Genomic DNA, 23150 nt, shown 5'->3' with positions numbered 1-23150 from the left:
CCGCCTGTCATGAACGAACTCACTGTGGACACTGCCCTGCCTGCGCTGCGCGCCGGCGGGGTGATCGCCTATCCCACCGAAGCCGTCTGGGGCCTGGGCTGCGATCCCGCGCACGAAGCGGCGGTGATGAAGCTGCTGCAGCTCAAACAACGGCCGGTCGAGAAGGGGATGATCCTGGTCGCCGCCGATCCCGCCCAGCTGGACGGCTGGGTACGGATGGACGCGCTGCCGCTGGATCGCCAAGGCGCGGTGCTGGCCAGCTGGCCCGGCGCCAATACCTGGATCCTGCCCGCCGGCGAACGTGCGCCGCGCTGGATCACCGGCGAGCACAGCGGCATCGCGGTGCGCATCAGCGCGCACCCCCTGGTCGCCGCGCTGTGCCGCGCTTGGGGAGGCCCCCTGGTCTCCACCAGTGCCAACCTCGCCGGCGAGCCGCCGGCACGCACACGCGCCGAACTGGACCCGCGCCTGCTGGCAATGCTCGATGGCCTGATCGATGGCCAGACCGGTGGCCTGGCACAGCCCACGCCGATCCGCGATGCGCTCAGCGGCCAGGTATTGCGCAGCTGAGCCGGCTTTTGCGTGGCGGGGAGCAAACCCGCACACTGAGCGCATGACCCTGCGCCCTGCCCTGTGCTTGTTCCTGTCCGCACTGCTGAGCCCTGTCGTGCCTGCGGCGGCGCAGAGCGACAACGTGCGCGTGTATCGCTGCGTCGGCAGCAGTGGCGCCGTCTCGCTGCAGGACGCACCGTGCCGCGAAGGCCGGCAGGAAGTGCGCGACCTGCAGCGCCCGCGCGATCCCGCCCCGCGCGTGGTACGCAGCGACCGCGGGCCCGACCCGGCGCCTGCACCGCGAGCGCCCGAGCGCGAAGTGCGCTACGTGCACGTGCAGCCGCCGCAGCCGATGTACGAGTGCAGCACCAGCGAGGGCGACACCTACGTCAGCGACAGCAACGAAGGTAATCCGCGCTGGGTCCCGATCTGGACCAATGCCTATCTGCCCTATCGTCCCGGACCGAGGCCGCCATCGGGCGGCTATCCACCGTCACGCCCGCTGCCACCAATCGCGCCGATGGGCAGTGGTTCGGTGCGCAGCAGCGGCGGCTCGCTCTCCGTCAGCGGCAGCGGCTCACGGGTCGGCGGCAGCATCAACATCGGCGGTGGCAGCTCGCACTGGGAAGGTGGCGGTTATCCGTACCCCGGCGTGGAAAACAGCGTGGTGATGCCTGCCGGCAACGTGCTGGTGCGCGACGAATGCCATGCGCTGCCCGCTCATGAAGTCTGTTCGCGGTTGAAGGACCGGCGCTGGGACCTGATCCGCCGCTACAACAGTGCGCTGCAGGGCGAGCGCGACGCGCTGACCCGCGAGCAGCGCGGGATCGATGCGCGCCTGGACCAGGACTGCGGCGGGGCATGAAACGGTCCCTGCTGCTTATGGTGCTGGTGAGCCTGCCCGCTGCGGCGGACGAATCGGTGTTCTTTCGCTGCACCGATGCCGGCGGCAGCCTGACCATCCAGAGCGTCGCGTGCCCCGCTGGCAGCGAACAGCGCATCCAGCGGATCAGCGCGCCGGTGCGTGGCCCGGCCGTGACCGGGAATGCGCCGACCGCCCCCACCACCGAATACAGCATGCCGCCGCTGCCGCAGGACGGCGACGAAGCCAGTGGTCTGCTCGACAGCGCTGCGCTGCGCCCTGAGCCCTCCACGGCCGTGCAGGACGCTGCAGGGCCGCCCAGGCCACCGCTGCCGGAGATCTATCAGTGCGTCTCCGCCGATGGCGGCCGCTACCTGCATGAGCGCGAGCCCGCCCCGTCTCGCTGCGAATCGCTGGCCCTTACCGGCCTGGGGGGCAGTCATGCGCCGAGCAATGCGGCGAGCTGCGAAGTGGTGCGCGACGCCTGCCAGCCGATGGCGGAGGAACAGCGATGCAGCGGCTGGCAGCAGCGCTTCCGCGATGCGCGGGGCCGCGAGCGCTTCGCGGCCCCGGACAACCAGGCCGCGGCGACCGCCGAGCGCGCGCGTCTGGAAGCGGTGTTGGCCGACAGCGATTGCCCGGTGCCGTGACCGGCAGTGCCGGTCGCTGGCCGGCTCAGAACCCGTAGCGCAGGAACCCGCCATCCACCGCGATGCACTCACCGGTGACGTAGCTGGAGGCCGGCAGGCACAGAAAACCGACCGCCGCCGCCACCTCTTCCGGTTCGCCGATACGGCGCATCGGGGTCCGCTCGATCACCTGGTCGTAGTAGTCCGGATCAGACAACGGCCCGGACGTACGCCGGGTGCGGATGTACCACGGCGCGACGGCGTTGACGCGGATTCCGTCCTCGGCCCACTCCACGGCCAGGTTGCGGGTCATCTGGTGCATCGCGGCCTTGGTCATGCCATACACCGCGCCGCTGCGCACGTGGATCAGGCCGGACACGCTGCCGACGTTGACGATCGCCGAGGCCGCGTGCCGCGCCAGCAGCGGATGCGCATAACGCGACAGCTCGAACGCCGAAAACAGGTTGGTCTCGAAAATCCCGCGCCACTCGTCTTCGGTGTATTCGGTGGCCGGCTTGCTGATGTTGCCACCGGCATTGTTGACCAGGATGTGCAGTCCATCGCTGTGGTCTTCCACCCAGTCCAGGATGTCGCGGCGGTCCTCGTCGTCGGACACGTCGGCAGCCAGGCCATGGATGTCGCGGTCCGGGAAGGCATCGGCCAGTTCGTCGCGGGCCATTTCCAGCGCATCGGCATCGCGGCCGACGATCAGCAGGTCCGCACCGAAGCCCAGCAGTTCGCGCGCGATCGCCAAGCCGATGCCGGCACTGGCGCCGGTGATCAATGCGGTCTGTCCATCCAGTCGCCAACGTTGCGCGCTCACGTGCTTCTCCTGCGGTGATCCATGGGATGCGGCACCCATGGTGCGGCCCGGATAGGATAACGCGCGATGGCCGGCACGCCGGACGCCGTCACGCGCGATGCGCGAGGCGGTGGGACACTGATGCTCCGCTACCCGCTCAACGAGGGAGGTTGCCATGACGATCCGTACTGCCCTGCCGCTGCTCGCGATGATCGCGCTGAGCGCCTGCAACCGCCCGGTGCCCCCGGCGCCGGATACACCGCCGGAACCGCAGGCCACCGAACTGCGCGAGGCCATCCAGCAGCCGATCGACCGCGCCAGGAGCGTGGGCGATACGTTGCAGAAGACCGCCGACGCGCAAGCTGCCGAGGTGGACCGCGCCACCGGCGGCGACACCCCGCCCCGGCCGTGAGCCCAGCGACCAGATAGCAGAACGCCCGGCACAGGCCGGGCGTTCTTGTGTCACACCGAACCGCTGATGCCGCTTACAGACCGCAGAAGCAGTACACCAGCGTCTTGACCGGCGCGGCGTTGTTGCGCGGATCGCGTGCAGCCTCTTCGACGAAGCGCAGCTGGGTGTCCAGCTCCGGCATCGAACGGGCCAGCATCAGGCGGGCCATGCCCGATTCGCCCAGCATCCAGGCACCGGCATGACTGCCGGCGAAGCCGCTGAGGAACTGCGCGAACGGGGTCGCGCCCTTCTCGATGTAGCGCACGCGGAACTTGTCATCCGCACCCAGCTTGGCACGGCTGGCGGCGTCGGCCACGGCAGCCTTCAGACCGCCGAAGTCATCGACCAGGCCACGTTCCTTGGCCTGCGCACCGCTCCACACGCGACCGCGGGCGACTTCATCAACCGCTTCCACCGGCTTGTTGCGCGCGGCGGCGACCTTGCCGGTGAAATCGGCGTAGCCCTTGTTGATCACCGACTGGATGACCTGGCCCACGGCCGGGTCCATCGGGCGGGTGATGTCGAACGCGCCGGCGAAGCGGGTGGTACCCACGCCATCGGTATGCACGCCGATCTTGTCCAGCGAGCGCGCCACGTTCGGGATCATGCCGAAGATGCCGATCGAACCGGTGATCGTGGACGGGTCGGCGTAGATGCGATCGGCATTCATGCTGATCCAGTAACCGCCCGAGGCGGCCAGATCGCCCATCGAGACCACGACCGGCTTGCCGGCTTCCTTCAGCGCGACCACTTCGCGGCGGATCTGCTCGGAGGCGAACACTTCACCGCCCGGCGAGCTCACGCGCAGCACCACGGCCTTCACATCCTTGTCGTCGCGTGCTTCACGCAGCAGCGCCGAGGTCGACTCGCCACCGATGCGACCGGCCGGCAGATCGCCACCGGAGATTTCACCGGCCGCCACGATCACCGCCACCTGCGGACGCGAATCGACCGGCGAACGACGGCCATCGAGCACGCTCAGGTAGGCATCCAGATCGACGTTGCGGTAACCACCGTCAGCGTCATCATCGGCGACACCACGCTCGGTCAGCAGGGTATCCACTTCCTCGCGCGTCTTCAGGCCGTCCACCAGCTTCTGCTGCAGGGCGAACTTGGCCAGGTCGCCACCGGCAGCGGCGATGCCTTCGGGCATGGTGTCGATGCCGGCGGCCAGCTGTGCCGGATCCAACTTGCGTGCCTTGGCGATGTCGGCCAGGTAGCGCTGCCACACATCGTTCATCCAGAACAGATCGGCTTCCTTGGCCTGCGGCGAAGCGGCATCGAGCACGTACGGCTCGGCGGCCGACTTGTACTCGCCCACCTTGAACAGGTGCACGTCCACGCCCAGCTTGTCCTGCAGGCCGGTGCGGAAGTACTGGCGGTAGCGGCCCAGGCCTTCCAGCACCACGCCCCCCATCGGGTCGAGGTAGACCTCGTTGGCCTGCGAGGCGAGCAGGTACTGCGACTGGCTCATGTTCTCGCTGAACGCCACGACCTGCTTGCCGGCAGCGCGCAGCTCCTGCAGCGCAACCGTCACTTCGCGCATCGAGGCGAAGCCGCTCGGCTGCAGCTTGTCCAGCTCCAGCACCACGCGCTCGATCTTCTTGTCGGTCTTGGCGGCCTCCAGCGCGCGGATCAGATCGCGCAGCTGGATTTCTTCGGCGCTCTTGTCGCCCACCGCCTTGCCCAGCGCGCGGCTGACCGGATCAGCACTGAACTGTTCAACCAGCCGGCCTTCCGGTGCGATCACCAGGGTCGTGCGGTCCTGCAGCGACGTCTTCGAGGTCGCGCTCTTGCCCATCGCGACGATGAACACGATCAGGATCAGGAACAGCAACCCGAAGAACACCAGGTTGAGGATGAGCCGGCGGGTAAAGTTCATCACATCCCACAGCCCGATGAAGAAGCTGGCGACGGGATTGCGACGCGCGGGTTGATTCATGGGGGTAACTCCAAAGTGGCTTCTTGCCGTGGTGCCAGAATAGCCGGTGCCGGGCGCGCCGGCATCGGACACAAGTCAGGGTGTCGAAGGGAGGCCGGCGCGGGCGCTGCTCACGCGCAGGCGCCAGGCCATCAGGATGGCGGCGGCGGTCAGGCCCAGAATGAGCCCCAGCCACATGCCCTGCGGGCCCATGCCCAGCCCCAGGCCCAGCCCGGCGCCGAGCGGCATGCCCAGGCCCCAGTACGAGAACATGGCGATGAACATCGGCACGCGGGTGTCTTTCAGCCCGCGCAGCGCGCCGGCCGAGAGCACCTGGACGCCATCCGGGAACTGGAACGCGGCCGCATACAGCAGCAGGGTCGAGGCCAGGGCGGCCACGCCCAGATCGTTCGTGTAAACGCCAACGATGGCGTCATGGCCGAACAGCAGCACCAGCGCGGACAGGGTCTGCGTGCCCAGGATGATCAGCAATCCTGCGATCGCCGCGCGGCGCACGCCCAGCCCGTTGCCACTGCCGACGGCGTGACCGACCCGCACCGTGGTGGCCTCGGCCACGCCCATCGGGATCATGAAGCACAGCTGGGCGACGTTGATGGCGATCTGGTGCGACGCCGCTTCGGTCGCACCCAGGCGCCCGATCAACAGCGCGGTGACGATGAACAACCCACCTTCCATCAGCACGGTGATGCCGATCGGCAGGCCGGTCCGCAGCAGGTCCCAGATCGCGCTCCAGCGCGGCGCCTCGAAGTGCGCGAACAGCTGCAGATGGGCGAAACGCTTGGTCTTCCAGAGATAGCCCGCAAAGCACAGCGCCTGCAGCCACATCATGATCGCCGAGGCCATGCCCAGGCCTTCGGCGCCCAGCTCGGGGAAGCCGAGCTTGCCGTAGCAGAGCACGTAGCCCAGCGGCGCCAGCACCAGCAGGCCCCCAAAGCCGAGCAGCATCGTCGGCAGCGTCCAGTGCATCCCCTCGCTGAGGTAGCGCATGCAGAAGTACAGCGTCAGCGCCGGGCCGCGCCAGCGCACGGCATGCAGGAACGCGGTCGCGCCGGGCACGATGTCCGGCGCGATGCCGAACGCCGGCAGCAACGGCGGCACCACCGTGAGGAAGGTGAACATGATCAGGCCCAGGCCCAGCGCCAGCCACAACGCCTGGCGGAACAGGGGGCCGATCTCGCGCTCGCGGCCAGCACCGTGCAGCTGCGAGACCGAGGCGGTCAGCGAGATCAGGGTGCCGATCGGGATCAGCATCGGCAGCCACAGCAGCGCCGTGCCGATGGTGACGGCGGCGAGCGTGTCGGTGCCGTGGTGACCGGCGATCACGTTGTCGACGAAGGAGATCAGGCCGGTGGAGACATGGCCCAGAACCAGCGGCAGCGCGAGCAGACCGGTGGCGCGCACTTCCCGGGAGAGGCGCGGCGTGGAGGAAGCGGTAGACATGGACGTCACAGACAGCAACTACGGTCGCGCGCGGAGGGCACAGGCACCGGGTTGCGGCCCGATATCTTACGCGCGCGGCCGGGGAAAAGCCGCGCTTTCAGGTAAACGGGGCGATGCCGTCAGTGGCCGACGTGCTCGCGCAGCCAGGTGTCACGCGCACCCGGGGCCACGCCCAGGAATTCGGCGCGTACGCGATCGCGGTCCTGCGGTGGAGTGCGCTGTGCGACCAGGGTCAGCTGAGTGAGCTGGGAGGGCGTGAGCTGGCGCAGCACCGCCAGCGCGGTGGGGCGCTGTTCGGCCGGCAGATAGCCGAACAGGCCCTGCAGTTTGGTGAACTCATGCCCGAGCTGCGGGCCAAGCAGCCAGCCGTCGCGGAAGCGCTGGTCCTGTTCGGCGAAGCGCTGGCGAAGCGCCTGCTGCTGCGCCGGCGGCAGCGCTGCGACGCGGGCCGCCGCGGCACGGACACGGGCACGCTCGCTTTCGGTCATGGCCTGCCAGGCCGCGTAGCGGCTGCGCAGCTCGCGCAGCTGGGCCGGATCCAGCGCGGCGGGGGTGGCCGGGATCGCCGGCGCGGTGGCGCTGGGCGGGGCCGGCACCGCCAGCGGCACCTCGACCCGGTTGGGGGCGGCGCTGGCCGCACTGGCGAGCCCAAGGGCGATCAGCAGGAAGGCAGGCTTACTCATCGGCGGCAGCCGTCTCCAGGCCGGCGGTAGCGGGTTCAGGGCGGCTCGGCTGGGCCTGCGATTCGTCCACCGGTACCGGCCCGCCAGCAGCAAACCAAGCGTACAGATCGGCATCGCGGGCGGTCGGCAGGTCCGGATCGGCCAGCATCGCCGCGTCCGTGGCGGCGAAAGGCGAGGCGGTCGGGGCCACGGTCGGCAGGTCATCGGCCGGCAGCTCCTCCACGGTGACCTGGCCGGCATCGGCAACCGCGCCTTCCGGTGTGTCCGCCGTGGGCTCATCGGCCTGGCCGGCGTGCTTCCACCATGCCGCCCCGCCGAGCAGTACGCCAACCGTGACCGCGACGATCAGCACCCCCTTCCACGGGAAGCGACGGCCGCGCGGGCGCTTGACCGGGCGGCGCGGAGTGGGCGCATCGGATTTGACCGGGGTGCGCCAGGAGGCAGCATCGGGCTGCTGGCTGGCCGGCGCGGCCACCGGCTGCTGCAGGCGCTGAAGGCGGCTCGCCGGCAGGTCACGGATACGCAACTGCACCTGCTCTGCCAGCGCACGCCAGCCAGCGGCATCGGGGTTGCCATGGGCATCGCGCGGACAGGCATCGGCCAGTGCGTGCTGGTAGTCGGCCATCGGCAGATCCAGGATCTTTGCGGCCGCGGCTTCATCCAGCCCCCCACCGATCCGCAGCAGGAACGCCAGTCGCGCCGGCGCGGCCAGCCCGGCCAGGTGCTCCAGCGACGCGGGCCAGGTGCCTCCGGCCGGCTCGCGCAACGGCGCGCGGTGTACCAGCAGCGACCAGAACCGCTCCGGCCACTGGGCCATGGGCAGATCGCTGGCGATCCCGGCGAAGGCACGCATGACGGCGACCAGCGCCTGTTCGGCGACGGTCGGGTCGCCGCACTGCAGCTCGGCCACGACCAGGGCGCGGCGTTCAACGCCACGGAGAAACGCCGACAGCGCGCCGGCTGCGGTAGAAGAAACGGGGGCGGGCGCAGCCGTCATAGCAACTCCATCATTGTGTGGAAATGATAGCGATTGCGTCACTCCAGCGGCGCGCGGATGTTCATTTCCTGTGAGCGGCCACGGTCCGCAAAGCCTTCCGGCGCAAAAGGTTGTGCACAGCACCACGTAAAACCGGGGTAGAACCACACGTGAGCCCCGCGTCAAGTCTGTTTCAACTTTGTTTCACAGCTATCTTGTTGTTTTTATTGATCATTGTTGCGTGGCTATTTTTTGACCAACCTGAGCAGAACGTCGGAAGTTCCTGACGCAAGGCGGTCACATACGCAGTGGCGCACAGACTTATCCACAGAAGATGTGGATAAGCCTGAATCTCCAATCAAGTCGGATATTTAGGTGGGATTTATGATTCGGCGCGCACCCGGTTGAGACGGTGAATGGGCGTGATCCGGTCCGCCCCTGCCCGCTACACTGGGCCGATGACCTCCTCGTCTTCGACCCTGCGCGTCGCCCTGCCGGTGCCGCTGCCGCAACTGTTCGACTACGCCCCGCCGCCCGGGCCGGCCCCGGACCCGGGGATGACCGGGCAACGGGTCCGGGTGCCGTTCGGCTCCCGGGAGCTGGTCGGCGTGGTGGCCGGGATCGGCCAGGTCGAAGACCCCGGCAGCCTGCGCGCCGCGATCGAGTGGATCGACACCACGCCGCTGGTGACCGGTGAGCTGTGGCGCTCGCTGCAGTGGCTGGCGCGCTACACCCATGCCCCGCTGGGCGAAGTGATCAGTACGGCCCTGCCCGGTCCGCTGCGGCGGGGTGAGGCCGTGCCGGACACCCATCAGTGGGGCTGGCAGCTGACGGCCGCCGGCCACGACCCGCAGCCCAAACTGCGCAGCGGTACCCGCCCGCAACGCCTGGCAGCGTGCTTGGCCGAGGGCGTGGTGAACGAAGACCGCCTGGATACCTTGATGGACGACTGGCGCAGCGCCGCGCGCTCGCTGGCCAAGCGCGAGCTGGTCGAACGGATCGCGCTGGAGCACAGCCCGGCCGTCGCGTCGCCGGCCAGCGGCCCCGCGCCCAACGCCGAACAGGCCGAGGCGATCGCCGCGATCACCGCCGCCGACGGCTTTGCCGCCTTCCTGCTTGATGGGGTGACCGGCAGCGGCAAGACCGAGGTCTACCTGCAGGCCATCGTCGCCTGCCTGGCGCGCGGCAAGCAGGCGCTGGTGCTGGTGCCGGAGATCGGGCTGACCCCGCAGACGCTGTCGCGCTTCCGCAACCGCCTGGGCATTCCGGTGCATGTGCTGCACTCGGGCTTGAACGACAACGAGCGCGCCCGCGTGTGGGCCGCCGCCGCGCGGGGCGAAGCACAGGTCATCGTCGGCACACGCTCGGCGGTGTTCACGCCACTGCCGAATGCGGGCCTGATCGTGATCGACGAAGAGCACGACGGCAGTTACAAACAGCAGGACGGCATCCGCTATCACGCACGCGATTTTGCGCTGGTGCGCGCCAAGGCACTGGACGTAGCCGTCGTGCTCGGCAGCGCCACGCCGTCGCTGGAATCGCTGCACAACGCGCATGCCGGCCGTTACACCCACCTGCGCCTGAAACAGCGCGCGGGCGCCGCGCGTCCGCCGGTGGTGCGCGTGCTGGATGTGCGTAAACGCCCGCTGCGCGATGGGCTCTCGCCGGAAGTACTGGCCGGCATCACGCAGCATCTGCAGGCCGGGCACCAGGTGCTGGTGTTCAAGAACCGCCGCGGCTATGCGCCCGTGCTGCTCTGCCATGACTGCGGCTGGACCGCGCCGTGCCAGCGCTGCGATGCGCCGATGACCGTGCATGCCGGCGGCCGCCGCCTGCAGTGCCACCACTGCGGTGCGCGCCAGTCCGCGCCGCTGGCGTGCCCGGACTGCGGCAGCCTGGCGCTGCAGCCGCAGGGCATCGGGACCGAGCGGCTGGAAGAACACCTGGTCGAGGCCTTCCCGGAGTTCCCGGTGATCCGCATCGACCGCGGCACCACCGGCAAGCGGGATGCGCTGGAAACCCAGTTGGCCTCGCTCGGCGATCGCGCGGGGATTCTGGTCGGCACGCAGATCCTCGCCAAAGGTCACGACCTGCCGAAGCTGACCCTGGTGGTGGTGGTCGGCATCGATGAAGGCCTGTTCTCGGCCGACTTCCGCGCCAGTGAAAAACTCGCGCAGCAGCTGATCCAGGTCGCCGGCCGCGCCGGGCGTGCGGTGGATGCCGGCGAGGTCTGGCTGCAGACCCACCACCCGGGGCATCCCCTGCTGGAGACGCTGGTCAACGGCGGCTACCACGCCTTTGCCGATGCGGAACTGCAGCAGCGCGAGGCGGCCGGTTTCCCGCCGTTCGCGCATCTGGCGCTGCTGCGTGCCGAAGCACAGCAGGTGGAGCATGCCAACGCGATGCTCAGCGCCGTACGCGCCTTGATTCCCGACGATGCCGCCGTGGAGCGCTACGGCCCGATGCCGGCACCGATGCCCCGCCGCGCCGGCTACCAGCGCACCCAGCTGCTGCTGTCCTCACCCGCGCGACGCCCACTGCATGGCGTGCTGGATCAGGTGACGCCGCAGATCTCCGCGCTGCCGCAGGCACGCAAGGTGCGCTGGTCGCTGGATGTGGATCCGATGGATCTGTACTAGGCCGGCAGGTGCCGACCGTTGGTCGGCACGAGGTAGTGCCGGCCGCTGGCCGGCAACCCGATCAGGTCAACTCCGTCATGACCCCACGCTGATACGCCGGCCGCTGCTTCAGCCGTTCGTACCACGCGGCCAGATGCGGCAGGTCCGGCCGCTGGATCGGCATCTCGAACCAGGCATAGATGAAGGCACCCAACGGGATATCGCCCATCGCGAATTGCTCACCGGACAGATACGGCTGCCGCGACAAGGCCTCATCGGCCATCGCCAGCAACTCGCCCGAGCGCACCAGTGCGGCAGCGATGCGCGCCTCGTCCCGATCAGCAGGCGCGGTCCGCAACGTGCCCCAGAACAGATCGCGGAACACGCCGGCGAAGGTCGAGGTGGTCCAGTCCATCCACTTCTCCGACTGCGCGCGCGCCACCACGTCTTCCGGGTACAGCGTGCCCAGCGCGTAGCGCGCGCAGAGATAGCGCACGATCGTGTTGGATTCCCACAGCGGCAGGCCCTGGTCCTCGATCACTGGCACCAGCCCGTTCGGATTCATCGCGCGGTATTCCGGCGACTGCGTGCCACCGAATGCACCGCCGACCTCGATCGACTCGTAGGGTGCCCCGATCTCCTCGGCACACCACAGCACTTTGCGCACGTTGCTGGAATTGCGACGGCCCCAGATTTTCAGCATGATCGGACTCTCGTATCGGGCGATGCGCGGCACGGGTCGCGCGGTGCGGATACGATACGCCCAACGGCGGGCTGTTACTTCGCCGCCTTCGCCGCACTCTTTTTCGGCAGCGCGCGCACATAGGTCGATTTGCCGTCCTTCTTCATCTCGAACAGACCGGTCGCGGCCAGCAGATCGCTGAGTTTTCCGTACCCGTAATTGCGCGAATCGAAGGAGGCCTGGTTGCCGATCTGGCTGCCGACCGGCCCCAGGTGTGACCAGCCATCCTCGGCTTCGGCCGAGGTCACCGCGCGGCGCAGCATCTGCACCAGCCGGGTGTCATTGCGCAGCTCCGGGCCACTCTTGCGCGGGCGGGTTTCCTCGTTGTCCTGCTCCACCTCCTGATCGGCCGCATGCGGCTGACCCAGGGCTTCGATGTAGGTGAACTTCGAGCACGCGTTGACGAATGGCTCAGGCGTTTTCTTCTCGCCGAAGCCGTACACCTTCACCCCGTCGGTCAGCAGGCGCATCACCAGCGGGGTGAAGTCGGCATCACTGGAGACGATCGCAAAGCCATCCAGATTGCGGGCGTACAGCATGTCCATCGCGTCGATCACCATCGCCATGTCCGAAGCGTTCTTGCCGCGGCTGTAGGCGAACTGCTGGATGGGGCGGATCGCGTACTCGTGCAGCACCGATTCCCACCCTTTCAACCGCGGGCTCTTCCAGTTGCCGTAGGCACGGCGGACATTGGCCACGCCATAGCGAGCCACTTCGGCCAGCACCGCATCAATCTTGGATGAGGGCGCGTTGTCGGCATCGATCAACAGGGCGATGCGCTTTTCCGGTTCGGACATCTCGGTCTCCTGGGCAGGATCGGATCAGCCATCGGGCAAGCGCGATGGCCCCTGAACCCAGTATCGGCCATCGACGTGAACATCGCGCTTCACGTGCGACCATGGGCCGCATCACGAGACGACCTGCGCCGCCCCCCGCCGGCGCCCGCCAAGGAGTGAAGCATGACCCGCGATCCCACGCCCCACCTGCTCATCATCGGTGGCGGTTTTGCCGGCCTCTGGGCCACCCGTGCCCTCGCCTCGGCGCACGTGCGCATCACCCTGGTGGACCGTCGCAACCATCATCTGTTCCAGCCGCTGCTCTACCAGGTGGCCACCGCAGGCCTGTCCGCGCCGGATATCGCCGCGCCGCTGCGCCACATCCTCGGTCACCAGCGCAATGTCGAAGTGCGCCTGGGTGAAGTGACCGACATCGACAAGGCCGCGCGCACGGCGACGCTGGCCGATGGCACGCAGATTACCTACGACACCCTGATGCTATGCACCGGCGCCACCCATGCCTACTTCGGCCACGACGAATGGGCCGCCGATGCGCCGGGCCTGAAGACGCTGGACGATGCCATCGCGCTGCGCCGCAAGCTGCTGCTCGCCTTCGAGCGCGCCGAGGCCGAACCCGATCCGGCGCGCAAAGCGGCGTGGCTGAGTTTCGCCGTGGTCGGTGGCGGCCCCACCGGCGTGGAACTGGCCGGCACCCTGGCCGAGATCGCGCGGCACACGCTGCGCAATGAGTTCCGCCATATCGATCCCGCCTCGGCCAAGGTCCGCCTGATCGAAGCCGGCCCGCGCGTGCTGTCCACCTTCCCCGAGGTGCTCTCGCTCAAGGCCCGCCGTCAGCTGGAAAAGCTCGGCGTGGAAGTGCTCACCGGCACGCCGGTCAGCGACATCAATGCCGAAGGCTTCCAGCTCGGCGAGCGCTTCGTCGAGGCCCGCACCGTGGTCTGGGCCGCCGGTGTCGCCGCCTCACCGCTGGCGCGCACGCTGGACGTGCCACTGGACCGCGCCGGCCGCGTGCCGGTGCAGCCTGACCTCACGCTGGAGGGCCACCCGGAGATCTTCGTTGCCGGTGACCTGGCCGCACTGAGCCAGGCCGACGGCAAGCCGGTGCCCGGCGTTGCGCCGGCGGCCAAGCAGATGGGCAAGCATGTGGCCACCACGATCCAGGCGCGTCTGGCCGGCAAGCCCGCGCCGGGTCCGTTCAAGTACCAGGACTTCGGCAACCTGGCGACCATCGGCCGCATGGCCGCCATCGTCCACCTCGGCCGGCTGCAGCTCTCCGGCGTGCTGGCCTGGTGGTTCTGGCTGGCCGCGCACGTGTTCTTCCTGATCGGCTTCCGCAACCGCGTGGTGGTGCTGCTGAACTGGGCGGTGGCGTACTGGAGCTACCAGCGCAGCGCGCGGATCATCTTCGGCGATGCACAGGACGATCGCCGGCCGAAACGACCGCCCACGCCCTGATCATCCCTGCGACAGACATCCCCAGCCATCGACCTGGCCGCTGTAGGAGACCGCCTCGCTGGCCAGCAGACCTTCGAAGCCGGCGATGTTCTGGTGGGTCGGCAGCATCAGTGGATGCACCACCACCTGCCACGGGTACTCTTCGTTGCCCTCGTAGGCAGCGAAGGACACCTTCTGGTCGTTCTTGAGCAGGTGCACGGCAAAGGCGATCGCCACATCCTGGGTCGGGAAGATCAGCGCGAAATCCACCTCGCGCGGAATCGACAGATCGTCGCCATCCTGCAGCATGTTCCAGAGCACATCGCCATTCTCATCTTCCGGGTACAACGACAGATCGCGGGACATGGCACTCCAGGGCTTGGGCAAGCGGATCAACGAACGAGGGTCGATGGTATGCCGCCAACGAAGGCCCGAACAACCCGCATGCGGGGCTACGTGGGTTCGGGCAACTGCAGCCACGCCAGCTTGCGCTCGCGCGGTTGCCGCTTCAGCTGCCACTCGGCCTTCGACGCCGCTGCCCGGTCCGGGTAGGCGCGCATCGCCAGCACCTTCACCGGCGGGTTGGCCCGCGTGTATTTCGCCCCTTTGCCGGCCAGATGGGCCTGGAAGCGCGCGTCCACGTCGTTGCTGATGCCGGCGTAATAGCTGCCGTTGCGGCATTCAAGCAGGTACAGGTACCAGAGGGCGGGTTCAGCGGGCATACCGGGATTATCCCCCGGCACGGGCCCGGCGACTGCTAGAATCCGCCCCGGATGCAGGAGAGAGGCGCCGCGCTGGCGCCCGCCGAAGGCGCAGGCTCCCATAATCGCTCAGGCCGGTGGCTGCACAGCCACCAACCATGCATCCGACACGCCGATCTGGAGAGAGGTCTTCAATGACCCGCCGAAGGGGCACGTGGCTTTGGCCACCGAACTCTCAGGCAAAAGGACAGCGGGAGCGGCAACGGAATCCCACCCCACGACAGTGCAGCGGCGCTGGCGTGATGCGTGCGTGTTTCCGTCCCCGCCTGATGTGTCCCCCGGAGCCACCCCATGCTGCTCTCCCTGATCTACCTCATCGCCATCTCGGCCGAAGCCATGACCGGCGCGCTGTCGGCCGGCCGCCGCCGCATGGACCTGTTCGGCGTGGTCATCATCGCCTGCGTCACCGCGCTCGGCGGCGGCTCGCTGCGCGACATCGTGCTCGGCCACTACCCGCTGGGCTGGGTGAAGCACCCGGAATACCTGGGTTTCACCATCTGCGCGGCGCTGATCGCGACCTGGGTGGCGCGCTGGATGCACCATTTCCGGCGCACCTTCCTGGTCCTCGATGGCCTGGGCCTGATCGCGTTCACCCTGATCGGCTGCGCGGTCGCGCGCGAGGGCGGGCACACGGTGCCGATCATCCTGATCGCCGGCATGCTCACCGGTGCGTTCGGCGGCGTGCTGCGCGATGTACTGTGCAACGAGGTCCCGCTGATCTTCCAGAAAGAACTGTATGCGGTGATCACCCTGCTCACCGGCGCGGCCTACCTGACCCTTCTGGAACTGGGCGTATCGCTCAATGCGGCGACGCTGTGGTGCCTGGGCGGTGGCTTCCTGTTCCGCCTGCTGGCGATCCACTTCAAGTGGGAAATGCCGAAGTTCGTGTATCGCGACGAGGTGCATTGACGCACCGGCGGGCATGACCAAGGTCACGGGAGCTTGAGCGGCCCGGCCCTGTATCATGGCGCTCCCGTTCCATTCGAACGGCATCCAGCCACGCGGCGGTGTTCCACCCGCTGCCCCGCCAGACACCCTCTCCCCCGTTGACCAGCCGCTGTCGGCCGGTCCCCATGGACGCACTGCTCCGGTGGAGGGTGCGCAGGATGCGTATGTCCGCTTCAACGCCCCCGTCGTCTCGCCGTCGTATGGTCAAACCGCTGTTGATCGCTGCCGCTGTCGGCCTGGCCGCCATCGCTGCATGGAAACTGCTCTCGCCTGCCCCCGCCGCCGGCCCGTCCGGTGGTCCGCAGCCGACCCCGGTACGCGTGGCCACCGCAACGCAGGAAGATCTGGTGGTGCGCCTGAAGGCGCTCGGCACGGTGACCCCGCTGCATACGGTGAGCATCCGCAGCCGCGTGGATGGCGAACTGCTGCGTCTGCCGTTCTCCGAAGGCCAGCACGTCACCGCCGGCGAGCTGCTGGCCGAGATCGACCCGCGCCCGTTCCAGGTGCAGCTGTCGCGTGCGCTGGGTACCCAGCAGCAGAACCTGGCCGAGCTGGACAACGCCGAGAGCCAGCTCAAGCGCTTCGCCGAACTGCAGACCAAGCACTTCGTCTCCGCGCAGGACCTCAGTGATCAGCAGAGCAAGGTGCGCCAGCTGCAGGGCCGCCGCCAGACCGACCAGGCCGCGGTGGATGAAGCACGCCTGCAGCTGCAGTACACCCGCATCACCGCGCCGGTGGCCGGGCGCATGGGCCTGCGCAATGTGGATGTCGGCAACCTGGTGCGCAGTGGCGATACCGAACCGCTGGCCACGATCACCCAGACCACCCCGATCAGCGTGCTGTTCACCGTGCCCGAGCCGGACCTGCCGGCGGTGGTCGCTGCGGCACGCGCCAATCCGCAGCTGACCGTGGAAGCCTGGGACCGCGAGGAGCGCACTGCACTGGGCGATGGCGTGCTCTCCAGCCTGGACAACCGCATCGATACCGCCACCGGTACGCTCAAACTGCGCGCGCAGTTCGCCAATGCGGATGAATCGCTGTTCCCCAACCAGTTCGTCAACGTGCGCCTGCAGATCAGCAGCAGCGATGCGGTGGTGATTCCCAATGCCGCCGTGCAGTTCGGCAGCAAGGGCAGCTACGTCTACGTGATCGCGGCCGATGACACCTCGTCCCTGCGCAGCGTGGTGCTCGGCCCGGCCGATGGCGAACGCGTCTCGGTGCGCGAAGGCCTCAAGGCGGGCGAGCGCGTGGTGGTGGAAGGCATCGACGGGCTGCGCGAAGGCGCCAAGGTCGAGGTGGTGGAGCAGGACCCGCCGCGGACCGGCGCATGAACCTTTCGCGCCCCTTCATCGAGCGCCCGGTCGCGACCACGCTGCTGATGGTGGCGCTGCTGCTGTCCGGCGTGATGGCCTACCGGTTGCTGCCGGTCGCGGCACTGCCGCAGGTCGATTACCCGATCATCCAGATCACCACGCTGTACCCCGGCGCCAGCCCGGACGTCACCACCAGCGCGGTCACCGCGCCGCTGGAACGGCAGCTGGGCCAGATCCCGGGGCTGAAGCAGATGTCGTCCACCAGCTCCGGCGGCGCGTCGGTGATCACCCTGCAGTTCTCGCTGGAGGTCGCGCTCGGGGTGGCCGAGCAGGAAGTACAGGCCGCGATCAACGCCGCCGACAGCTTCCTGCCCGATGACCTGCCGGTGCCGCCGGTGTATCGCAAGGTCAACCCGGCCGATACGCCGATCCTGACCCTGGCAGTGACCTCGCAGGGCCTCTCGCTGCCGCAGGTGCACGACCTGGTCGATACCCGCATGGCGCAGCGGCTCTCGCAGCTGCCCGGCGTCGGCCTGGTCAGCCTCGCTGGTGGGCAGCGCCCGGCGGTCCGCATCCAGGTCAATCCCTCCGCGCTGGCCGCCAACGAGCTGAGCATGGCCAGCATCCGCACCGCGATCGGCACGGCCAACGTCAACATGCCCAAGGGCAGCTTCGACGGGCCGACCCGCGCGATCATGCTCGATGCCAACGATCAGATGCGCTCGGTGGCCGAGTACCGCGCCCTGATCCTGGCCTGGAAGGACGGCGCACCGCTGCGCCTGGGCGACGTGGCCACCATCGAAGATGGCGCCGAGAACCGCCAGCTGGCCGCTTGGTCGGGCACCACCCCGGCGGTGCTGATCAACATCCAGCGCCAGCCCGGCGCGAACGTGATCGCCGTGGTCGACCAGGTGCGTGCGCTGCTGCCGCAACTGCAGGCCTCGCTGCCGGCCGGTGTGGATGTGGCCATCCTCAGCGATCGCACCGAATCGATCCGCGCGTCCATCCGCGGCGTGCAGCACGAGCTGCTGATCGCGATCGCACTGGTGGTGATGGTCACCTTCCTGTTCCTGCGCAACATCCCGGCCACGATCATTCCCAGCATCGCGGTCCCGCTGTCGCTGGTCGGCACGTTCGGGGTGATGCTGCTGGCCGGCTTCTCGCTCAACAATCTCACCCTGATGGCGCTGACCATCGCCACCGGCTTCGTGGTGGACGATGCGATCGTGATGCTGGAGAACATCGCCCGTCATCTGGAGCGTGGTGCCACGCCGATGCAGGCAGCGCTTAAGGGCGCCAGGCAGATCGGCTTCACGCTGATCTCGCTGACCCTGTCGCTGATCGCCGTGTTGATCCCGCTGCTGTTCATGGCCGACGTGGTCGGCAAGCTGTTCCACGAGTTCGCGATCACCTTGGCGGTGGCGATCGGCATCTCACTGCTGGTCTCGCTGACGCTGACGCCGATGATGTGCGCGCGCCTGCTCAAGGCCGGCCATGCGACCCGTCGCGATGCCGATGGGCAGGAATCGGCCCAGCAGGGCGACCCGTTCGACCGCGTCGTGGCGGTCTACGATCGCCAGCTGCACTGGGTGCTGCAGCGCCAGCCGCTGATGCTGGCCGCTACCGTTGTCACGCTGGTGCTGACCGCGCTGCTGTACGTGTGGGTACCCAAGGGCTTCTTCCCGGTGCAGGATGCTGGGCTGATCCAGGGCATCAGCGAGGCGCCGCAGTCGATCTCCTTCCAGGCGATGGCGCAGCGCCAGCAGGCGCTGTCGGCGGCGTTGCTGGAAGATGAGGACGTGGCCAGCCTGTCCTCGTTCATCGGCGTGGACGGCAACAACGCCACGCTCAACAGTGGGCGTCTTCTGATCGAATTGAAACCGCACGCACAGCGCGATGCCGATGCGCAGGCGATCATCGCGCGGCTGCAGCAGCGCGTGGCGCATGTACCGGGCATCAGACTGTACCTGCAGCCGGTGCAGGAACTGGGCATCGAGGACCGGATCAGCCGGACCCAGTACCAGTTCACCCTGACCAGCCCGGATATCGCGCAGCTGGATACGTGGACGCCGCGCCTGCTCGAGCATCTGCAGCAGGCACCGGCCCTGGCCGACGTCGCCAGCGATCTGCAGAACCAAGGGCTGCAGGCACACGTGGTGATCGACCGGGTCGCCGCGGCGCGTCTGGGCATCAGCGTGGAGACCCTCGCCGATGCGCTGTACGACGCGTTCGGGCAGCGCCAGATCTCGACCATCTTCACCCAGGCCAACCAGTACCGCGTGGTGCTGGAAGCGCGCCCGGACGTGGCCTTCGGTCCGGATGCGATCGCACGCCTGCACGTCACCGGTCCGGATGGTCGGCAGGTGCCGCTGGGCGGCATCGCCCGGATCGAACAGCGCCCCGCGCAGCTGCTGATCAACCACGTGGGCCAGTTCCCGGCGGTGACGTTCTCGTTCAACCTCGGCCCGCAGGCATCGCTGGGCGAAGCAGTGCAGGCCATCGAGAGCGCACGCGCCGCGATCGGCCTGCCGGCCAGCGTCGAACTGCGCCTGCAGGGGGCGGCCGATGCGTTCCGCGCCTCGCTGTCGAGCACGTTGTGGCTGGTGCTGGCGGCGGTGGTGGTGATGTACCTGGTGCTGGGCGTGCTCTATGAGAGCTTCATCCATCCGATCACCATCCTCTCCACCCTGCCTTCGGCCACGGTGGGGGCGTTGCTTGCGTTGCTGGTCAGCGGACGCAGCCTGGACCTGATCGCGGTGATCGGCATCGTGCTGCTGATCGGGCTGGTCAAGAAGAACGCGATCATGATGATCGACTTCGCGCTGGAGGCCGAGCGCGAGTACGGCATGGCGCCGCGTCAGGCCATCCATCAGGCCGCATTGCTGCGCTTCCGCCCGATCCTGATGACCACGCTGGCCGCGCTGTTCGGCGCGATCCCGCTGATGTTCGCCAGCGGCTCGGGCGCCGAGCTGCGCCAGCCGTTGGGCCTGGTGATGGTCGGTGGGCTGATCGTCAGCCAGGTGCTGACTCTGTTCACCACGCCGGTGATCTATCTGTTCTTCGACCGCTTCCGCCAGCGCCCCGCGCCGGTGACCGACGGGGCTGACGAGGCGCTGGCGTGAGTCCGCTGTCGCGGGCGATCGGCTGGTTCGTGCAGCATCCCGTCGCCACCGTGCTGCTGGCGGTGGCGGTGGTACTGGCAGGCTTGCTCGGGTTGCGCCTGTTGCCGGTCGCGCCATTGCCGCAGGTCGACTACCCGGCGATCAACGTCAGCGCCAGCCTGCCGGGCGCGAGTCCGGAATCGATGGCGGCCAACGTCGCCACGCCATTGGAACGTGCACTGGGCACCATCCCGGGGCTGACCGGGATCGACTCGGCCAGCACCCAGGGCTCGACCCAGGTCGAGCTGACATTCGCGCTCGGCCGCAACGTGGACGATGCCGCGCGCGACGTGCAGGCGGCGATCAACGCCGCGCGCGCGCAGCTGCCCAGCGGCATGCCGGGCATGCCGCAGTACCGCAAGGTGAATCCCTCGCAGGCGCCGATCATGGCGCTTGCGCTGAGTTCGGACAGCCTCGCGCCGGGCCAGATCTACGACGTGGCCTCCACCGTGATCGCGCAGAAGCTGGCGCAGATTCCCGGCGTCGGCGAGGTCCAGGTGGGCGGCAGTTCGCTGCCGGCGGTGCGCGTCTCGCTGGATCCCAATGCGCTCAACCATCACCGCATCGCGCTGGACGACATCGCCGCGGCGATCCGCAACGCCAACGCGCTCAAGCCACTGGGCACCGTGGCCAGCCAGGCCCAGCAGTGGCAACTGGACGCCACCCTGCAGCTGCGCACCGCCGCTGAGTACCGCCGCCTGATCGTGGCCATGCGCGAGGGCCGCCCGGTGTACCTGGAAGACGTGGCCGGGATCAGCGAAGGCGTGGAGGACCGCTACGCCAGCGGCTTCCACAATGAGCGCCCGGCGGTGCTGCTGATCGTCAGCCGCCAGCCGGAGGCCAACATCATCCAGACCGTCGACGCCATCCAGGCGCAGATGGACAGCCTGCAGGCGCTGCTGCCGGCCAACATCGACATGCAGGTGGTGATGGACCGCTCGCCGGTGATCCGCGCCACCCTGCGCGAGGCGGAGCTGACCCTGCTGCTGGCGATCGCCCTGGTGGTGCTGGTGGTCCTGGCCTTCCTCGGCCACTGGCGTGCGGCGCTGGTGCCGAGCGTGGCGATCCCGGTCTCGCTGCTGGGCGCGCTGGCGATCATCGCCCTGCTCGGCTTCTCGCTCAACACGCTCTCGCTGATGGCGCTGATCGTGGCCGCGGTGCTGGTGGTCGACGATGCGATCGTGGTGCTGGAAAACATCGCCCGCCATCGCGAAGAAGGTGCCTCACCGATGACCGCCGCGCTGCGCGGTGCGGGGGAAGTCGGTGCCACGCTGCTGTCGATGAACATCGCGCTCGCCGTGGTGTTCATCTCGATCCTGTTCCTGGATGACTTCGTCGAAAAGCTGTTCCGCGAGTTCTCGCTGACCCTGGTCGCGGCGATGGGTGTTTCGCTGCTGGTGTCACTGAGCCTGACCCCGATGCTGTGCGCACGCCTGCTCGGGCAGCCGCGGCCCGGACCCGGCAACGGCCTGCAGCGCGCCGGCACTGCGCTGTTCGAACGCCTGCGCGGGGCCTACGTGGGCAGCCTGCAGACCATGCTGCGCTGGCTCGCGCTGCCGCTGCTGCTGTTCGCCGGCGTGATCGCGCTGAATGTGTGGCTGTTCCAGCAGGTGCCCAAGGGCATCGTGCCCAAGCAGGACACCGCGCAGCTGCGCGGCTTCGCGCGTGGCGACGATGGCCTCTCCTTCCAGGTCATGCAGCCCAAGATCGAGGCCTACCGAAGATTGCTGCTGGACGACCCCGCGATCAGCGACATCATCGGGTATATCGGTGGCCGCAGCGGGGTCAACAACGCCTTCATCATGATCAAGATGAAGCCGCTGGCCGAGCGCAAGGTCTCCAGCCAGCAGGTGATCGACCGCCTGCGCGCCAACATGCCGAAGATTCCCGGCGGCGGCATGTTCCTGTGGGTGGACCAGGACATCAAGCTGGAGGGCAGCGGCGACAGCGGCCAGTACGAGTTCCAGCTGCTCTCCGGCGAACTGGAGCCGCTGCGGCAGTGGACGCCCAAGGTGGCCGATGCGCTGCGCGCCCTGCCCGAGCTGGTCGATGTGGAATCCAAGGGCGATGAAGGCATGCGCCAGGTCGTGCTCGACATCGACCGCGATGCCGCCGCCCGGCTGGGCGTGGACATGCGCATGATCGCCTCGGTGCTCAACAACGCCTTCAGCCAGCGCCAGGTCGCCACCCTGTACGACACCCTCAACCAGTACCGCGTGGTGATGGAGCTGGACCCGCGCTACACCCAGGATCCCTCCACGCTGGAGCAGATCCATGTGATCGGCAAGGACGGCCAGCGCCTGCCGCTGTCGTCCATCGCGCGCTGGGAGTACGGCATGGCGCCGGATCGGATCTATCACAGCCAGCAGTTCGCCTCGGTCTGGATCGAGTTCGCGCTGGCGCCCGGCGTCACCCTGGACCAGGCGGTGAAAGCGGTGGACCAGGCCATGGCCAGGATCATGCTGCCCACCCATGTGCAGGCGCGCCTCAGCGGCGAGGCCGGTGGCTTCGAGAAGCTGCGCGAGCGCCAGCTGTGGCTGATCCTGGGCGCGATGCTGGCGGTGTATCTGGTGCTGGGCGTGCTGTACGAAAGCTTCGTGCAGCCGCTGGCGATCCTCTCCACCCTGCCCTCGGCCGGCGTGGGCGCACTGCTGGCGCTGATGGCCTTCGGCAACGAGTTGAACCTGATCTCGCTGCTCGGCCTGTTCCTGCTGGTGGGGGTGGTGATGAAGAACACCATCCTGATCATCGACTTCGCGCTGTCGGCCGAACGCGAGCGCGGGCTGTCGTCGTACGACGCGATCTGCGAGGCGGCACGGCTGCGGTTCCGCCCGATCCTGATGACCAGCGTGGCCGCGTTGCTGGGTACGTTGCCGCTGATGCTGGCCACCGGCGAAGGCTGGGAGATGCGCCAGCCGCTGGGCATCGCGATCGTGGGCGGGTTGCTGGTCAGCCAGTGGCTGACCCTGTACACCACGCCGGCGATCTATCTGGCGTTGGCCAGGCTGCGGCGGGCGGCGTGATCATCGGACGCGCGAC

19 protein-coding genes and 2 riboswitches are annotated in these 23150 nt (G+C 68.4%); of the genes, 10 read left to right on the top strand and 9 right to left on the bottom strand.

The genetic code is table 11. The features are described from left to right. Positions 1–9 precede the first annotated feature (9 nt). The 3 genes from EDF74_RS10380 to EDF74_RS10370 are packed head-to-tail and all read left to right on the top strand — an operon-like array spanning position 10 to position 2064. The gene (locus EDF74_RS10380; RefSeq protein WP_123730057.1) at positions 10–570 is read left to right on the top strand and encodes a Sua5/YciO/YrdC/YwlC family protein; all 561 of its coding nucleotides are present in this window, start codon (positions 10–12) and stop codon (positions 568–570) included. 49 nt (positions 571–619) lie between these two features. After that, on the top strand, positions 620–1417 hold the full coding sequence (locus EDF74_RS10375) for a DUF4124 domain-containing protein (protein ID WP_428999170.1): 798 nt from the start codon (positions 620–622) through the stop codon (positions 1415–1417). Further along, entirely contained in the window at positions 1414–2064 is a 651-nt protein-coding gene (locus EDF74_RS10370) for a hypothetical protein (RefSeq protein ID WP_123730055.1), read from the top strand. Before EDF74_RS10375 ends, EDF74_RS10370 begins: the two co-directional genes overlap by 4 nt. 25 nt (positions 2065–2089) lie before the next feature. Here the strand turns inward: EDF74_RS10370 and EDF74_RS10365 are convergent, their stop codons facing one another. Further along, positions 2090–2866, bottom strand: coding sequence for an SDR family oxidoreductase (locus tag EDF74_RS10365; RefSeq protein WP_123730054.1), 777 nt, complete (start codon positions 2864–2866; stop codon positions 2090–2092). A 154-nt stretch (positions 2867–3020) separates the two neighbouring features. Here EDF74_RS10365 and EDF74_RS10360 point away from each other — a divergent pair, with 154 nt between their 5' ends. After that, positions 3021–3257: a hypothetical protein gene (locus EDF74_RS10360; protein ID WP_123730053.1), complete on the top strand. Its 237-nt coding sequence runs from the start codon at positions 3021–3023 to the stop codon at positions 3255–3257. 73 nt (positions 3258–3330) lie between these two features. On the opposite strand, the gene sppA is transcribed toward EDF74_RS10360, so the two are convergent. The 4 genes from sppA to EDF74_RS10340 form a co-directional block, all read right to left on the bottom strand. Next, positions 3331–5238, bottom strand: coding sequence for a signal peptide peptidase SppA (sppA, locus tag EDF74_RS10355; protein ID WP_123730052.1), 1908 nt, complete (start codon positions 5236–5238; stop codon positions 3331–3333). Between the two features lie 75 nt (positions 5239–5313). Further along, positions 5314–6678: an MATE family efflux transporter gene (locus EDF74_RS10350; RefSeq protein WP_428999151.1), complete on the bottom strand. Its 1365-nt coding sequence runs from the start codon at positions 6676–6678 to the stop codon at positions 5314–5316. 119 nt (positions 6679–6797) lie between these two features. Next, on the bottom strand, positions 6798–7361 hold the full coding sequence (locus EDF74_RS10345) for a DUF3106 domain-containing protein (protein WP_123730051.1): 564 nt from the start codon (positions 7359–7361) through the stop codon (positions 6798–6800). Beyond that, on the bottom strand, positions 7354–8358 hold the full coding sequence (locus EDF74_RS10340; RefSeq protein WP_123730050.1) for a hypothetical protein: 1005 nt from the start codon (positions 8356–8358) through the stop codon (positions 7354–7356). Before EDF74_RS10340 ends, EDF74_RS10345 begins: the two co-directional genes overlap by 8 nt. A 437-nt stretch (positions 8359–8795) precedes the next feature. Between EDF74_RS10340 and EDF74_RS10335 the strand changes: the two genes are divergently transcribed. After that, positions 8796–10976: a primosomal protein N' gene (locus EDF74_RS10335; protein ID WP_123730849.1), complete on the top strand. Its 2181-nt coding sequence runs from the start codon at positions 8796–8798 to the stop codon at positions 10974–10976. 61 nt (positions 10977–11037) lie between these two features. Here the strand turns inward: EDF74_RS10335 and EDF74_RS10330 are convergent, their stop codons facing one another. Together EDF74_RS10330 and EDF74_RS10325 are read right to left on the bottom strand one after the other, a co-directional pair. Next, a complete protein-coding gene (locus EDF74_RS10330) occupies positions 11038–11658 on the bottom strand; it encodes a glutathione S-transferase family protein (RefSeq protein WP_123730049.1) in 621 nt (206 codons plus the stop codon). Positions 11659–11732: 74 nt separating this feature from the next. Next, the gene (locus EDF74_RS10325) at positions 11733–12494 is read right to left on the bottom strand and encodes an NYN domain-containing protein (RefSeq protein WP_123730048.1); all 762 of its coding nucleotides are present in this window, start codon (positions 12492–12494) and stop codon (positions 11733–11735) included. Positions 12495–12656: 162 nt separating this feature from the next. Here EDF74_RS10325 and EDF74_RS10320 point away from each other — a divergent pair, with 162 nt between their 5' ends. Beyond that, on the top strand, positions 12657–13949 hold the full coding sequence (locus EDF74_RS10320; protein WP_123730047.1) for an NAD(P)/FAD-dependent oxidoreductase: 1293 nt from the start codon (positions 12657–12659) through the stop codon (positions 13947–13949). On the opposite strand, the gene EDF74_RS10315 is transcribed toward EDF74_RS10320, so the two are convergent. Both EDF74_RS10315 and EDF74_RS10310 read right to left on the bottom strand, forming a co-directional pair. Next, positions 13950–14294, bottom strand: a complete 345-nt coding sequence (locus tag EDF74_RS10315) for a ribonuclease E inhibitor RraB (RefSeq protein ID WP_123730046.1) — start codon at positions 14292–14294, stop codon at positions 13950–13952. A gap of 86 nt (positions 14295–14380) precedes the next feature. Then, positions 14381–14671, bottom strand: a complete 291-nt coding sequence (locus tag EDF74_RS10310; protein WP_184997201.1) for a GIY-YIG nuclease family protein — start codon at positions 14669–14671, stop codon at positions 14381–14383. 23 nt (positions 14672–14694) lie between these two features. Beyond that, a riboswitch (glycine riboswitch) is annotated at positions 14695–14788 on the top strand. An 8-nt stretch (positions 14789–14796) separates the two neighbouring features. Next, positions 14797–14888: riboswitch (glycine riboswitch) on the top strand. Between the two features lie 92 nt (positions 14889–14980). Between EDF74_RS10310 and EDF74_RS10305 the strand changes: the two genes are divergently transcribed. The 4 genes from EDF74_RS10305 to EDF74_RS10290 all read left to right on the top strand — a co-directional run bounded on the left by EDF74_RS10305 (position 14981) and on the right by EDF74_RS10290 (position 23134). Next, a complete protein-coding gene (locus EDF74_RS10305; RefSeq protein WP_019183564.1) occupies positions 14981–15598 on the top strand; it encodes a trimeric intracellular cation channel family protein in 618 nt (205 codons plus the stop codon). A 203-nt stretch (positions 15599–15801) separates the two neighbouring features. Continuing rightward, positions 15802–16968 (top strand): MdtA/MuxA family multidrug efflux RND transporter periplasmic adaptor subunit, encoded by a 1167-nt coding sequence (locus EDF74_RS10300; protein WP_123730044.1) that lies wholly within the window; start codon positions 15802–15804, stop codon positions 16966–16968. Beyond that, positions 16965–20072, top strand: a complete 3108-nt coding sequence (locus tag EDF74_RS10295; protein ID WP_123730043.1) for an MdtB/MuxB family multidrug efflux RND transporter permease subunit — start codon at positions 16965–16967, stop codon at positions 20070–20072. The genes EDF74_RS10300 and EDF74_RS10295 overlap by 4 nt, the downstream gene beginning before the upstream one ends. Then, a complete protein-coding gene (locus EDF74_RS10290) occupies positions 20069–23134 on the top strand; it encodes an efflux RND transporter permease subunit (protein WP_123730042.1) in 3066 nt (1021 codons plus the stop codon). Before EDF74_RS10295 ends, EDF74_RS10290 begins: the two co-directional genes overlap by 4 nt. Positions 23135–23150: the final 16 nt, after the last annotated feature.

The organism is Stenotrophomonas rhizophila, from assembly GCF_003751305.1.
GTDB lineage: Bacteria > Pseudomonadota > Gammaproteobacteria > Xanthomonadales > Xanthomonadaceae > Stenotrophomonas > Stenotrophomonas rhizophila_B.
Note: the sequence above shows the minus strand (reverse complement) of the source record. Positions and strands in the feature narration are given on the sequence as shown.